The sequence below is a fragment of the Streptomyces sp. NPDC020917 genome (genome assembly GCF_044333795.1).
Classification (GTDB): Bacteria; Actinomycetota; Actinomycetes; order Streptomycetales; family Streptomycetaceae; genus Actinacidiphila.
The window spans coordinates 872,633-885,054 of record NZ_JBIRRR010000001.1; the positions used below are offsets into that span (position 1 = coordinate 872,633).

Annotated in this window: 15 protein-coding genes; 9 read left to right on the plus strand and 6 right to left on the minus strand. The window is 73.0% G+C overall.

What is annotated here, in order from left to right:
* Nucleotides 1-197 precede the first annotated feature (197 nt).
* Nucleotides 198-1,187, plus strand: coding sequence for a GTP 3',8-cyclase MoaA (gene moaA / locus ACH4TG_RS03745; RefSeq protein ID WP_398240372.1), 990 nt, complete (start codon nt 198-200; stop codon nt 1,185-1,187).
* Here the strand turns inward: moaA and ACH4TG_RS03750 are convergent.
* Together ACH4TG_RS03750 and ACH4TG_RS03755 are read right to left on the minus strand one after the other, a co-directional pair.
* Nucleotides 1,170-1,493 carry a hypothetical protein gene (locus ACH4TG_RS03750; protein WP_398240374.1) on the minus strand — a complete coding sequence of 108 codons (324 nt, stop codon included), beginning with the start codon at nt 1,491-1,493 and terminating at the stop codon, nt 1,170-1,172. The genes moaA and ACH4TG_RS03750 overlap by 18 nt on opposite strands.
* A 188-nt stretch (nt 1,494-1,681) precedes the next feature.
* A complete protein-coding gene (locus ACH4TG_RS03755; RefSeq protein WP_398240376.1) occupies nt 1,682-2,164 on the minus strand; it encodes a DUF3099 domain-containing protein in 483 nt (160 codons plus the stop codon).
* A gap of 211 nt (nt 2,165-2,375) precedes the next feature.
* Here ACH4TG_RS03755 and ACH4TG_RS03760 point away from each other — a divergent pair, with 211 nt between their 5' ends.
* Nucleotides 2,376-2,660, plus strand: a complete 285-nt coding sequence (locus tag ACH4TG_RS03760) for a GlsB/YeaQ/YmgE family stress response membrane protein (RefSeq protein ID WP_398240378.1) — start codon at nt 2,376-2,378, stop codon at nt 2,658-2,660.
* A gap of 57 nt (nt 2,661-2,717) precedes the next feature.
* On the opposite strand, the gene ACH4TG_RS03765 is transcribed toward ACH4TG_RS03760, so the two are convergent.
* From ACH4TG_RS03765 to ACH4TG_RS03775, 3 genes are read right to left on the minus strand one after another with little or no spacing between them, the layout of a single operon-like run.
* Nucleotides 2,718-3,272, minus strand: a complete 555-nt coding sequence (locus ACH4TG_RS03765) for an RNA 2'-phosphotransferase (RefSeq protein WP_398240379.1) — start codon at nt 3,270-3,272, stop codon at nt 2,718-2,720.
* 43 nt (nt 3,273-3,315) lie between these two features.
* On the minus strand, nt 3,316-4,707 hold the full coding sequence (locus ACH4TG_RS03770) for a metallopeptidase TldD-related protein (protein ID WP_398240381.1): 1,392 nt from the start codon (nt 4,705-4,707) through the stop codon (nt 3,316-3,318).
* A complete protein-coding gene (locus ACH4TG_RS03775; protein ID WP_398240383.1) occupies nt 4,704-6,227 on the minus strand; it encodes a TldD/PmbA family protein in 1,524 nt (507 codons plus the stop codon). Before ACH4TG_RS03775 ends, ACH4TG_RS03770 begins: the two co-directional genes overlap by 4 nt.
* Before the next feature lie 252 nt (nt 6,228-6,479).
* Here ACH4TG_RS03775 and ACH4TG_RS03780 point away from each other — a divergent pair, with 252 nt between their 5' ends.
* The 3 genes from ACH4TG_RS03780 to fabI all read left to right on the plus strand — a co-directional run bounded on the left by ACH4TG_RS03780 (nt 6,480) and on the right by fabI (nt 9,006).
* Nucleotides 6,480-7,370: a lytic polysaccharide monooxygenase gene (locus ACH4TG_RS03780; protein WP_398240385.1), complete on the plus strand. Its 891-nt coding sequence runs from the start codon at nt 6,480-6,482 to the stop codon at nt 7,368-7,370.
* A gap of 122 nt (nt 7,371-7,492) precedes the next feature.
* Complete coding sequence (gene fabG, locus ACH4TG_RS03785) at nt 7,493-8,212, plus strand: 3-oxoacyl-[acyl-carrier-protein] reductase (RefSeq protein WP_398240387.1); 720 nt, start codon at nt 7,493-7,495, stop codon at nt 8,210-8,212.
* 5 nt (nt 8,213-8,217) lie between these two features.
* Nucleotides 8,218-9,006, plus strand: coding sequence for an enoyl-ACP reductase FabI (fabI, locus tag ACH4TG_RS03790; RefSeq protein WP_398240389.1), 789 nt, complete (start codon nt 8,218-8,220; stop codon nt 9,004-9,006).
* A 53-nt stretch (nt 9,007-9,059) separates the two neighbouring features.
* Here fabI and ACH4TG_RS03795 read toward each other — a convergent pair whose 3' ends face one another.
* Complete coding sequence (locus ACH4TG_RS03795) at nt 9,060-9,746, minus strand: FadR/GntR family transcriptional regulator (protein ID WP_398240391.1); 687 nt, start codon at nt 9,744-9,746, stop codon at nt 9,060-9,062.
* 22 nt (nt 9,747-9,768) lie between these two features.
* On the opposite strand from ACH4TG_RS03795, the gene ACH4TG_RS03800 reads away from it, so the two are divergent.
* From ACH4TG_RS03800 to ACH4TG_RS03815, 4 genes are all read left to right on the plus strand, one after another.
* The gene (locus tag ACH4TG_RS03800; RefSeq protein ID WP_398240392.1) at nt 9,769-11,175 is read left to right on the plus strand and encodes a CynX/NimT family MFS transporter; all 1,407 of its coding nucleotides are present in this window, start codon (nt 9,769-9,771) and stop codon (nt 11,173-11,175) included.
* A 42-nt stretch (nt 11,176-11,217) separates the two neighbouring features.
* Entirely contained in the window at nt 11,218-11,340 is a 123-nt protein-coding gene (locus ACH4TG_RS03805) for an SGM_5486 family transporter-associated protein (RefSeq protein WP_262413603.1), read from the plus strand.
* A gap of 213 nt (nt 11,341-11,553) precedes the next feature.
* Nucleotides 11,554-11,802: a hypothetical protein gene (locus tag ACH4TG_RS03810; protein ID WP_398240394.1), complete on the plus strand. Its 249-nt coding sequence runs from the start codon at nt 11,554-11,556 to the stop codon at nt 11,800-11,802.
* A 64-nt stretch (nt 11,803-11,866) separates the two neighbouring features.
* Nucleotides 11,867-12,385 carry a SixA phosphatase family protein gene (locus ACH4TG_RS03815; protein ID WP_398240395.1) on the plus strand — a complete coding sequence of 173 codons (519 nt, stop codon included), beginning with the start codon at nt 11,867-11,869 and terminating at the stop codon, nt 12,383-12,385.
* Nucleotides 12,386-12,422 lie beyond the last annotated feature (37 nt).

A 12,422-nucleotide genomic window follows, 5' to 3' on the forward strand; every position in this document is an offset into this window, starting at 1 on the left:
GAGGCACCCTCGGTGAGCCGTATGGGAAGGCCTCGACCGGCGTCCTGCTTCAACAAACTGTTGCAGAACGGCCCCCATCGCGTACGCTGCGGCGAGCGCCCGGCGCCCCCGGGCGGCCGGAATGACGGTGCCCGGTCTTACGCTGGGGGCAGGGGAGAGTTGAGCGGCGCGACCAGCGCCCGGAGGGAGGCGGGACCGTGCTCATCGACACCTACGGCCGTGTGGCGACCGACCTGCGGGTCTCCCTGACCGACCGGTGCAATCTGCGCTGCACCTACTGCATGCCGGAAGAGGGCCTGCAGTGGCTGGCCAAGCCCGATCTGCTCACCGACGACGAGATCGTCCGCATGGTGCGGATCGCCGTCACCGACCTGGGCGTCAAGGACGTGCGGTTCACCGGCGGGGAGCCGCTGCTGCGGCCCGGGCTGGTCGGCATCGTCGAGCGGTGCGCGGCCCTGGAGCCGCGGCCCAAGATCTCCCTCACCACCAACGGCATCGCGCTGCGCAGGACCGCCGAGGCCCTGGGCAAGGCGGGCCTGGACCGGGTCAACGTCTCCCTGGACACCCTGCGGCCGGAGGTCTTCCACACCCTGACCCGCCGCAACCGGCACCACGACGTGATCGCCGGCCTGGAGGCGGCCCGCGCCGCCGGGCTCGACCCGATCAAGGTCAACACCGTGCTGATGCGCGGGATCAACGACGACGAGGCACCCGACCTCCTCCAGTGGGCCCTGGACCACTCCTACGAGCTCCGGTTCATCGAGCAGATGCCGCTGGACGCCCAGCACGGCTGGGAGCGCAGCGACATGGTCACCGCGGAGGAGATCCTCACCGCCCTGCAGCCGCGCTTCGACCTGCAGCCCGAGGGCCGGTCGGCGCGCGGGTCCGCACCCGCCGAACGCTGGGTGGTCGACGGCGGCCCGGCAAGGGTCGGGGTGATCGGCTCGGTCACCCGGCCGTTCTGCCGCGCCTGCGACCGGACCCGGCTCACCGCCGACGGTCAGGTGCGCAACTGCCTGTTCGCCCGCGAGGAGTCCGACCTGCGCGGGCCGCTGCGCTCGGGCGCGGACGACGCGGAGATCGCCGAGCTGTGGAAGGCGGCGATGTGGGGGAAGAAGGCCGGTTCCGGGCTGGACGACCCGGCCTTCCTGCAGCCCGAGCGGCCGATGTCAGCGATCGGCGGCTGACCCGTCCTCGCCCGAGGGGGCGTCCTGACCCGCGGACGCGTCCCGGCCGCCCGCGGTGTCCCGCCCTGCCGACTCCTGCCACTGCTCCAGCGTCACCACGTCCTTGAGGAAACCGCGCATTCCCAGGAAGGACGACAGGTGCTCACGGTGCTCGTCGCATGCGAGCCAGGTCTTGCGCCGGTCCGGCGTGTGCAGCTTCGGGTTGTTCCAGGCCAGCACCCAGACCGCGGCGGCGCGGCAGTTCTTGGCCGAGCAGATCGGCGTCTCGTCGTTCACGACGCCCAGTAAACAACGCCCGGCAGACATGGCGACGCCGGGCAGCCACGGGGGGAGCCGCCCGGCGTCGGTCCGTCGCTCCGACGGGGGATGCGGAGCGCGATACGCAGTATGTCACGCGCTCAGCCTGCCGTGGAGAGGTATCTCCATGATTGATCTGAGCTTTTCTTGAGGTTCCCGTCCGCCGCCAGAGGTCCAGTCCAGGGGTGATCGAGCGGTCACGCAGAGCGTTCGGCCTCGGGGTGTTCCGCCGACCGTCGTTCCGCTTCGGGGGCCCCGGTCCCCGCCCACCCCGCGTCCGACGGAGCGGTCTCCGCCCAGCCGGCGTCCGTCATTCCGGACTCCGCCGCGTCGTTCCGTGCCTCGTCGGCGCCGGCGCGCTCGGACGACGTCTCCACCCGGGAGGCTTCGAGTGCCGCGCGCACCGGCGGCGGGATCACCACGGTCGGCATCGCCGGCGGCTGGTTCTCACGTCCGGCGTTGGCGTAGACCACCGCCACATAGGGCAGCAGCAGCCCCAGGACGAGCGTCGCCCAGGCGAGCGGCCGTTCGACGTTCCACAGGACCACGGTCAGGATGACCGAGACGGTCCTGATCGACATGGAGATGATGTAGCGGCGCTGCCGTGCCTTGACGTCCTCGGTGAGGCCGGTACGTGCGCCGGTGATCCTGAAGACCTCCGGTCCGTCCTGCTTGTGCATCCCGCCCACCGCCTGCTCGAATCGCCGGACCCTGCTGATCGCCGGTCACAGCATCCGGCCCGGCACTTCTTACGTTACGCCGCGCCGCGCCCGCGCAGCAGGGTGGGGGCCGCCATCCGGCCACCTCCGGAGTGCGGGGTAGCCCGGACGGCCGCAGACTGGCGGGACCATCGCCGGGCCCCGGCCGCCCGGCCCGGAGGAGGCGAGCGACATGGGGTGGTTGTGGGCGATCGTCGTCGGCCTGGTCCTCGGCCTGATCGCGAAGGCGATCCTGCCCGGCAAGCAGGCACTCCCGCTGTGGCTCACGGTGCTGGCCGGCATGGGCGGCAGCGCGCTCGGCAACGGCGTGTCCGGCTGGCTCGGCGTCCGCGACACCAGGGGCTTCGACTGGACCCGGCACGTCCTGCAACTGATCGGCGCGATCGTGCTGGTCGCCCTGGGCGACGCTGTCTGGCGGGCCTACAAGAGCAGGAGGCGGCCGGCGACGCGGGCGTGAACTGCCCTGAACTGCCCTGAACTGCCCTGAACTGCCCTGAACTGCCCTGGGCCCGACCTACCGCGGCGGCAGCACCCGCAGCCGCTCGGGCGGCACGCGATCGGTCAGCCACACCCCGTTGGCGCTCACCCGGAAGGTGTGGCCCGCGGCGGCCAGGCCCGCCGCGTCCACCTCCAGCACCACCGGACGGCCGTGCCGCGCCCCCACCCGCACGGCCGTCTCCCGGTCCGCCGACAGGTGCACGTCCTGCCGGTCCATGGGGCGCAGCCCCTCGCGCAGGATCGCCGCCAGGGTGCCCGAGGCCGTGCCGTGGTACAGCACGTCGGGCGGCGCGGCGGGGGTCAGGCCCAGGTCCACCTCGACCGAGTGGCCCTGGCTGGCCCTGATCCGCCGGCCGTCGGAGGAGTAGGCGAACCGCCGCTTGTTGTTGGTCGCCACCACGTGGTCCAGGTCCGCCCGCGAGAAGCGGCGGCCGGCGGCGGCGCACGCGGCGATCAGCACGTCCACGTCCACCCAGCCGCCCTCGTCGAGCGTGATGCCGACCGCCTCCGGCCGGTGCCGCAGCACCATCGACAGGAACCGCGAGATCCGCACCGTGGCCTTCTCGTCCACCCTCTCCCCACCCCCAGGTTCCGGGGCCCGCGGGCCCCGGCGGTCAGACGCCCTTGCTGACCGAACTCATGTTGAAGTCCGGGACGCGCAGCGCGGGGGCCGCGGCCCGGGTGAACCAGTCGCTCCATTCGCGCGGCAGCGTCCGCTCGGTACGGCCGGCCTCCACCGCCCGGCCCAGCACGTCCACCGGCGACTCGTTGAACCGGAAGTTGTTCACCGCACCGGTCACCTCGCCGTTCTCCACCAGGTAGACGCCGTCCCGGGTCAGGCCGGTGAGCAGCAGCGTCGCCGGATCGACCTCGCGGATGTACCACAGGCAGGTCAGCAGCAGGCCGCGCTCGGTGTCGGTGACCATCTCCGCCAGCGACCGCTCGCCGCCGCCGTCCAGGATCAGGTTGTCGCCCGCCGGGGCGACCGGCACGCCGGTCAGGCCCGAGGTGTACCGGCTGGTGATCAGCTGCTGCAGCGTGCCCTCGCGGATCCAGTCCACCGGGCCGACGGGCAGGCCGTTGTCGAACACCGAGGAGTCGTCGCCGGAGGCGTGCGCGATCACGAACGGCGCGCACTCCAGGCCGGGTTCGGCCGGGTTGCTGCGCAGGTTCAGCGGCAGCGGCGCGAGCTTCTCGCCGATCCGGGTGCCGCCGCCGGGCTTGCTGAACACGGTGCGGCCCTCCGCCGCGTCCCGCGCTCCGGCCGACCACAGCTGGTAGATCAGCAGGTCCGCCACCGCGGTCGGCGGCAGCAGCGTCTCGTAGCGGCCGGCCGGCAGCTCCACCCGGCGCTCCGCCCAGCCCAGCTGCCGGGCCAGGTTGGCGTCCATGGTCAGCGGGTCGACGTCGGTGAAGTCCCGGGTGGACGCGCCCGCCCAGGCGGACCGGGTGCGGTCGGTGGACTTGGCGTTCAGCTCCAGGGTCCCGGTCGGCTGGTCGTGGCGCAGCCGCAGCCCGGCGGAGGTGCCGAGGTAGGTGGACGTCACCGCGTGGTAGGCGAAGCCGTACAGCTCGCGGCCGCCGGCCCGGGCGGTGGCGAACGCCTCGCCCAGCGCGGGCGCGAACGCGCCGAACACCTCGGACGAGGTCTCGGCGGGCGCCTCGGTGAACGACGCCGACTGCGGCACGCCGCTCACCAGCGGCTGGGCGTCCTCGGCCGGGCCTGCGTCGCGGGCCGCCGCCTCGGCCGCGCGGACCAGCGGCTCCAGGTCGCCGGCGGTCACCGCGCTGCGGGTCACCACACCGGAGGCGGTGCCCTCGGCGCCGTCGACGGTGGCGATCACGGTGAGGGTGCGGCCGCGGGTCACGGCGTTGGTGGTCAGGGCGTTGCCCGCCCAGCGCAGGTTCGCGCTGGACTGCTCCTCGGCCAGGACCACGCAGCCGTCCGCACGGGAGAGCTCCAGGGCCCGCTCGACGATCTCGTGCGGCTTCGTCCGGCTCGTCATCGTCCCGCCTCCTGCGTGGTGTTGAGAATGCTGACGCCCCGGAACAGGGCCGAGGGGCAGCCGTGGCTGACGGCCGCGACCTGCCCGGGCTGGGCCTTGCCGCAGTTGAAGGCGCCGCCCAGGACGTAGGTCTGCGGGCCGCCGACGGCCTCCATGGAGCCCCAGAAGTCGGTGGTGGTCGCCTGGTAGGCGAAGTCCTTGACCTGGCCCGCGAGGCGGCCGTCGCGGATCAGGTACGCCCGCTGGCCGGTGAACTGGAAGTTGTAGCGCTGCATGTCGATCGACCAGGAGCGGTCGCCGACCACGTACAGGCCGCGCTCCACACCGGAGATCAGGCCCTCGGTGGTCGGCCCCGACGGGTCGGGCCGGAGGGAGACGTTCGCCATCCGCTGCACCGGGACGTGGCCGGGGGAGTCGGCGAACGCGCAGCCGTTGGACCGCTCGAAGCCGGTCAGCCGGGCGATCCGCCGGTCCAGCTGGTAGCCGACCAGCACGCCGTCCTTGACCAGGTCCCAGGACTGGGCGGCCACGCCCTCGTCGTCGAACCCGATGGTGGACAGGCCGTGTTCAGCGGTGCGGTCGCCGGTGACGTTCATCAGCGGGGAGCCGTACTTCAGCGTGCCCAGCTGGTCGAACGTCGCGAACGAGGTGCCGGCGTAGGCCGCCTCGTAGCCCAGCGCGCGGTCCAGCTCGGTGGCGTGGCCGATCGACTCGTGGATGGTCAGCCACAGGTTGGACGGGTCGACGACCAGGTCGTAGGAGCCCGCCTCCACCGAGGGCGCGCGCATCTTCTCGGCCAGCAGCTCGGGGATCTCGGCCAGTTCGGCGTCCCAGTCCCAGCCGGTGCCGGTCAGGTACTCCCAGCCGCGGCCCACCGGCGGGGCCAGGGTGCGCATCGAGTCGAACTCGCCGGACGAGGGGTCGACGGCGACCGCGGTGAGCGTGGGGTGCAGGCGGACCCGCTGCTGGGTGGTCGTGGTGCCGGCGGTGTCGGCGTAGAACTTGTTCTCCTGGACGGTGAGCAGCGAGGCGTCCGCGTGCGAGACACCCTCCGCGGCGAGCAGCCGGCCGCTCCACTCGGCCAGCAGCGCGGTCTTGTCCGCGTCCGGCACCTCGAACGGGTTGATCTCGTAGGAGGAGATCCAGGTGCGGTCGGTGTGCACCGGCTCCTCGGCCAGCTCCACCCGCTCCTGCGACCCGGCGGCGGCGATCACCCGGGCGCTGAGCTTGGCCATGGCCACCGCCTGAGCGGCGACCTTGGCCGCGGCGTCCATCGTCAGGTCCACGCCGGAGGCGAAGCCCCACGCGCCGCCGTGCACCACACGCACCGCGAAGCCGAGGTCGGTGGTGTCCGCACTCCCGGCCAGGCGCCCGTCCCGCAGCCGCCAGTCCGCGCTGCGCACGCGCTCCAGCCGGAAGTCCGCGTGGTCGGCGCCCAGCGCGCGAGCGCGGGCGAGCGCGGCATCGGCGAGTGCCTGAAGCGGCAACGCCAGGAATGACTGATCGACCTCATGAGGCACGACGGGCTCCCCTTCGCTCTGCGTCCTCGCAGTGAATCATGTTCCGGCCTGCGCAGGCGCGAGGATTCCGGTTGCCCTGTGGACAACCCGCGGAGCCCCGGTACGGCGGGCCGCGGCCCCGACACGCGGCCGGACAGCGGCCCTTGATGAGGCATCACCTCTTGAGCTTGGTCCAGACCAATCTCTATGCTCGGTTCGCCGCCCTCTCTTGTCCGCAGAGCACCACCTCCCGCACGACAAGGAGCCCCCCACATGTCCGCACGTCGCACCACCGCCGCGTTCGGCGCCGTCGCCGCAGCGGCACTGGCCGTCACCGGCCTCACGCCCGGCTCGGCGAGCGCCCACGGCGCGCTCAGCTCCCCGGTGAGCAGGATCGCCGCCTGCTACGCCGAAGGCCCCGAGCACCCTCAGTCGCAGGTCTGCAAGGACCTCGTGGCCGACAGCGGCACCCAGCCGCTGTACGACTGGAACGAGGTCAACATCGCCGACGCCAACGGCCAGAGCCGGCAGATCATCCCCGACGGCCACCTGTGCTCGGCCAACCGCGACAAGTACCGCGCGCTGGACTGGGCCAGGACCGACTGGCCGGCCACGCCCGTGACCGCGGGCCAGACCAGCGTCAGCTTCCGCGTCACCGCCCCGCACCGCGGCACCATGACGCTCTACATCACCAAGCAGGGCTACGACCCGACGCAGCCGCTGAAGTGGTCCGACCTGGACGACACCCCGATCGCGGTGTACGACACCGTCGCCTCGGCGCCCAGCGGCTCCTACACGTTCACCGCCGACCTGCCCGCCAGGACCGGCCGCCAGCTGATCTACCAGGTGTGGCAGCGCAACGACAGCCCGGAGGCGTTCTACGGCTGCGCGGATGTGGTCTTCGGCCAGTCCGGTGCTGCCGCGCAGGCCGCCGCCCCCCAGGCGCCCACCGAGGCGCAGATCCTGGCGGGCGAGTCGAGGTCCACCGTGAGCCACCACGGCCACGGCGGCACCGAGACGATCGCGACCAGCGACGTCGCCGACAGCCGCTCGGCCGGCGCGACCCTCGAGACCGCGCTGTCGGGCAGCGCGGTGCTGGCCGCCGGCGCCCTCGGGCTGCTGTTCTGGAGCCGCCGCCGGGCCGCGGCGCGCGCCGGGGAGTGAGGCGCCGGCTGTAGGAAACCCACAGGGACCCGCAGGGTCAGCCTGTCGAGGCCGATTCCCCGTAAAGGTGTCGGGACCGATAGTTTTCCTATCGTCCAGACGTCTAGAGGGAGGGTGAACCGTTGAGCCGCTCGGTTCTGGTCACCGGAGGAAACCGGGGCATCGGCCTCGCCATCGCCCAGGCATTCGCCGACGGGGGCGACAAGGTCGCCATCACCTACCGGTCAGGCGAGCCCCCGGCCGAACTCGTCACGCGCGGCGTCCTGGCCGTGCGCTGCGACATCACCGACGCCGAGCAGGTCGAGCAGGCGTACAAGGAGATCGAAGCGGCGCACGGCACCGTCGAGGTGCTCGTGGCCAACGCCGGGATCACCCGCGACCAGCTGCTGCTGCGGATGTCCGAGGAGGACTTCACGTCCGTCCTGGAGACCAACCTCACCGGCACCTTCCGGGTCGTCAAGCGCGCCAACCGCGGCATGCTGCGGGCCAAGAAGGGCCGCGTCGTGCTGATCTCGTCGGTGGTCGGGCTGCTCGGCTCCGCCGGCCAGGCCAACTACGCCGCCTCCAAGGCCGGCCTGGTGGGCTTCGCCCGCTCCCTCGCCCGCGAACTGGGCTCGCGCAACATCACTTTCAACGTCGTCGCCCCCGGTTTCGTGGACACCGACATGACCCGTGTCCTCTCCGAAGAGCAGCGCGCGGGCATCGTGGCCCAGGTGCCGCTCGGCCGCTACGCGCGGCCGGAGGAGATCGCCGCCACCGTGCGCTTCCTCGCCTCCGACGACGCTTCGTACATCACTGGTGCCGTCATCCCCGTTGACGGCGGATTGGGCATGGGTCACTGATCACCATGAGCGGAATCCTCGACGGCAAGCGCGTCCTGATCACGGGCGTGCTGATGGAGTCCTCCATCGCCTTCCACACCGCCAAGCTGGCCCAGGAGCAGGGTGCCGAGATCATCCTGACCGCCTTCCCGCGGCCCACCCTGACCGAGCGCATCGCAAGGAAGCTGCCCAAGTCGGTCAAGGTCGTCGAACTCGACGTCACCAACACCGAGCACCTGGACCGCCTCGGCGACATCGTCCGCGAGGAGCTGGGCGGCCTGGACGGCGTGGTGCACTCCATCGGGTTCGCCCCCCAGGACGCGCTCGGCGGCAACTTCCTGAACACGCCGTTCGAGTCGGTGGCCACCGCGATGCACGTCTCGGCGTACTCGCTGAAGTCCCTGACCATGGCGTGCCTGCCGCTGATGACGACGCCCGACGCCACCGGCGGGAGCGGCGGCTCCGTCGTCGGCCTGACCTTCGACGCGCAGTTCGCCTGGCCGCAGTACGACTGGATGGGTCCGGCCAAGGCCGCGCTCGAGGCCACCTCCCGCTACCTGGCCCGCGACCTGGGCAAGCAGAACATCCGCTGCAACCTGGTCTCGGCCGGCCCGATCGGCTCGATGGCCGCCAAGTCCATCCCGGGCTTCACCGAGCTGGCCGACGTGTGGAACCACCGCTCCCCGCTGGAGTGGGACCTGGCCGACCCCGAGCCGGCCGGCCGCGGCGTGGTCGCCCTGCTCTCGGACTGGTTCCCCAAGACCACCGGCGAGATCGTGCACGTGGACGGCGGCCTGCACGCGGTCGGCGCCTGACCGCCCACCCGCCCGCACCGCGGTAAGGGGCGTCCCACCCGGTGGGGCGCCCCTTACGCGTTACTGAAGCTGCCGAAGCGGCAGTGGAAGGCGTGCTCGCGCGCCTCGGTGGCGGCTCCGTCGGCGTCGCCCGCGTGGATCGCGGCGACCAGGCGGGCGTGGTCGAGGTGGTCCTCCGGCAGCAGGTCGGTACCGACGTCGGCCCGCAGGTAGTCGCGCAGCACCTCGCCCAGGTCCGCGTACAGGGCGGTGAGCACGCTGTTGTGCGAGGCGGCCACCACCGCCAGGTGCAGGGTCGCGTCCGCCTGGACGAACGTCTCGGCGTCGCCGGACTCCCAGGCGTGCTCCCGCCGCTCCAGCAGGGTGTCCAGTTGCTGGAGGTCCGCCTCGGTGCGGCGCTGCGCGGCCAGTGAGGCGGCCGTCGCCTCCAGCGCGCCGCGCAGTTCCGCGATGTGCAGCGGCTCGGCGTCCGCGAACCGCCGCTGCATCACCCCGGCGAGCTCGCTGGTCGCCACCACATAAGTGCCCGACCCCTGCCGGATGTCCAGCAGGCCGTTGTGCGCCAGCGCCCGGACCGCCTCGCGCACGGTGTTGCGGGCCACGCCGAGCCGCTCGACCAGCTCGGGCTCGGTGGGGATGCGGGTGCCGATCGGCCAGGTGCCCGAGGTGATCTCGGCGCGCAGGCGCGCGATCACCTGGTCGGCGAGGGCCGCGGGCCGGGGCAGTGGTTCGAGATTCATCCCATCATTCTATGATGGGTCCATGCGTGACGACGAAGCCCTCACCCTCGATCCGGGATCCGCTCCGCCGGCGACCACCACATCCGCCCCTGACCTGGGCACTTCCGCTGCCCCCGTCGGGGGCGCCCCGAGCTCCCCGGACGCCGGGGCCCTCAGCGCGGCCGGGCCGGCGCCCTGGGTGCGGCGCCTCGTCGTCGTCGGCCTGATCCTGGCGGCCGTCAACCTGCGGCCGGCCATCACCAGCCTCGGCGCGCTGCTGAAGGAGGTCCGCGACGGCCTCGGCATGAGCGGCACGATGGCCGGGCTGCTCACCTCCGTGCCCGCGGCCTGCTTCGCCCTCTTCGGCTTCGCCGCCCCGCGGCTCGCCCGCCGCTACGGCCCCGGCACCGTGGTGCTCGCCGGCATGGTCGCGATCACCGGCGGCCTGCTGCTGCGCCCGCTCGCCGGCGGCACCCCCGCCTTCCTGGCCGCCAGCGCCCTGGCCCTGGCCGGCATCGCCGTCTCCAACGTGCTGATGCCGGTGATCGTCAAGCGCTACTTCCCCGACCGGGTCGGCACCGTCACCGGCGTCTACTCCATGGCCCTGTCCCTGGGCACCGCCGTGGCCGCCGCCGCGACCGTGCCGCTGACCGACGCCATGGGCGGCAGCTGGCGCCTGGGCCTGGGCGTCTGGGCGCTCCTCTCGGTGGCCGCGATCATCCCCTGGGTGCCGCTGGCCCGCGACCGCGCCGCGGCGCCGCCCCGCCGCGTCACCTTCGTCAAGGCCGGCAGCACCGAAGCCGCCGGCCGCGAGCAGGCGGCCCCGGGGCAGGCCGGACCGGCCGCGGCCGCGCAGGCCGGCGGCGAGCACGGCAGCATCGTCCGCAGCCGCACCGCCTGGATGCTCGCCTGCTTCTTCGGACTCCAGGGCACCGCCGCCTACGTGACCATGGGCTGGATGCCGCAGATCTTCCGGGACGCCGGGATCTCGGCGGGCGAGGCCGGCCTGCTGCTCGCCGTCACCATGGTGATGGGCGTGCCGCTGTCCTTCGTGCTGCCGCCGCTCGCCGCCCGGATGCGCTCGCAGGGCCCCATCGTCGTGGTGCTCGGCGTGTTCCAGGTGGCCGGGTTCGCCGGGCTGTGGGCCGCCCCGGCCGCCGCCCCCTTCGTGTGGGCGCTGCTGCTCGGCGTCGCCAACTGCGCGTTCCCGCTGGTGCTGACGATGATCGGGATGCGGTCGCGGACCGGCGGCGGCGTGGTCCGGCTGTCGGCGTTCGCGCAGAGCACCGGCTACCTGCTCTCCATTCCCGGACCGATCCTGGTCGGCACGCTCAACCAGGCCAGCGGCGGTTGGGGGGTGCCCATCGCGCTGATGATCGCGCTCGTGGTGCCGCAGGTGGCGTGCGGTGTACTGGCCGGGCGGAACCGGCACATCGAGGACGAACTGTGACCCGGGTGCGGGGCGCCGGGTCACCGGTGCGACACTGAGCGCATGCCCGTACTCGAACCGAACCCCCCGCAGCCGCAGCGGCGCCTGCTCATCATCTTCGGCCTGATGATGGGCGTGCCCGCCATCGTCGCGGTGGTCGCCACCATCGCCGCGCGGATGGGCTGACGCCCCGCCAGATCGCCGCGCCCGCCGCCGGACCCCGCCGCCCTCGCGGTGCCCGACCCCGAGGAGGGGGTGGGGACAACCCCACCTTCCCTAGGGGGTCAGGGTCAGGGTCAAGTAGGTGGACGACCGGATGGGACCGGACGCACCGCGCCCGTAACGTCGAAGTGCACTCAGAGATACGGCACTTCGAGGTCCCCCACAGAGGCGGTCACCGTGACCACGCAGTCCCCGCACCTGTACACCCGGCAGCGGCCGGCCGCGGAACACCCCGAGCGGCAGACCGGCGTCCAGACCCGGCTGCCGTGGTGGGCCGTGGCGCTGCCCGCGGTGGCCTTCGCCGCCCTGCTGGGGCTGCTCGCCTCCGGTCCCGCGTCCGCGGACGCCTCCGGCGCGGCGCACGGCGCCGACACCCTCGGCCGGATCGCGGCCGTGCTCGGCGGCCTCGTCCACCACCTGCTGTGACCGTTGTCCACAGCCCTTCGGCCATCTCGCGCCTGACCGCCGGTTTTCTGGAAAGCTGAAGGGCATGACCGTCGATTCACCCCGCACCGTCATCCTGCTCCGGCACGCCAAGGCCGACTGGCCACAGGTCCCCGACCACGAGCGACCGCTGGCCGACCGCGGCCGGCTGGACGCGCCCTCCGCCGGCCGGCGTTTCGCCGACGACGGCATCAGCCCCGACCTCGCCCTGTGCTCCACCGCCGCCCGCACCCGGGAGACCTGGAAACTCGTCGCCCACGAGCTGCCCCACCGGCCCAAGACGGTCTACGAGGAGCGGCTGTACGACGCGTCGCTCGGCGATCTGCTCGCGCTGCTCGGCGAGACCCCCGACGACGTGTCCTCGCTGCTGCTGGTCGGCCACAACCCTGGGATGCACGCGCTGGCCGACGCTCTGGCCGGCTCCGCCGAGGGCGACACGCTCGCCCGGATGACCCGGGGCTTCCCCACGGCGGCCTTCGCCGTGATCACCTTCGACGGCTCGTGGAAGTCCGTCGAGCACGGCGTCGGCAAGCTCACCGCGTTCTGGGCGCCGCACGAATCCTGAGGCCCGGCCGGGAGCGGCCGCCGGACGGCGGTGGCCG

Excerpts from the sequence above, each read along its gene's own strand:
- fabI (WP_398240389.1), top strand. The coding sequence starts at position 8,218 with ATGAGCGGAATCCTCGACGGCAAGCGCGTCCTGATCACGGGCGTGCTG.
- ACH4TG_RS03760 (WP_398240378.1), top strand. The coding sequence starts at position 2,376 with ATGGGGTGGTTGTGGGCGATCGTCGTCGGCCTGGTCCTCGGCCTGATC.
- ACH4TG_RS03750 (WP_398240374.1), bottom strand. The coding sequence starts at position 1,493 with ATGTCTGCCGGGCGTTGTTTACTGGGCGTCGTGAACGACGAGACGCCG.
- ACH4TG_RS03800 (WP_398240392.1), top strand. The coding sequence starts at position 9,769 with ATGCGTGACGACGAAGCCCTCACCCTCGATCCGGGATCCGCTCCGCCG.
- ACH4TG_RS03755 (WP_398240376.1), bottom strand. The coding sequence starts at position 2,164 with ATGCACAAGCAGGACGGACCGGAGGTCTTCAGGATCACCGGCGCACGT.
- ACH4TG_RS03805 (WP_262413603.1), top strand. The coding sequence starts at position 11,218 with ATGCCCGTACTCGAACCGAACCCCCCGCAGCCGCAGCGGCGCCTGCTC.
- ACH4TG_RS03795 (WP_398240391.1), bottom strand. The coding sequence starts at position 9,746 with ATGAATCTCGAACCACTGCCCCGGCCCGCGGCCCTCGCCGACCAGGTG.
- ACH4TG_RS03815 (WP_398240395.1), top strand. The coding sequence starts at position 11,867 with ATGACCGTCGATTCACCCCGCACCGTCATCCTGCTCCGGCACGCCAAG.
- ACH4TG_RS03770 (WP_398240381.1), bottom strand. The coding sequence starts at position 4,707 with ATGACGAGCCGGACGAAGCCGCACGAGATCGTCGAGCGGGCCCTGGAG.
- ACH4TG_RS03780 (WP_398240385.1), top strand. The coding sequence starts at position 6,480 with ATGTCCGCACGTCGCACCACCGCCGCGTTCGGCGCCGTCGCCGCAGCG.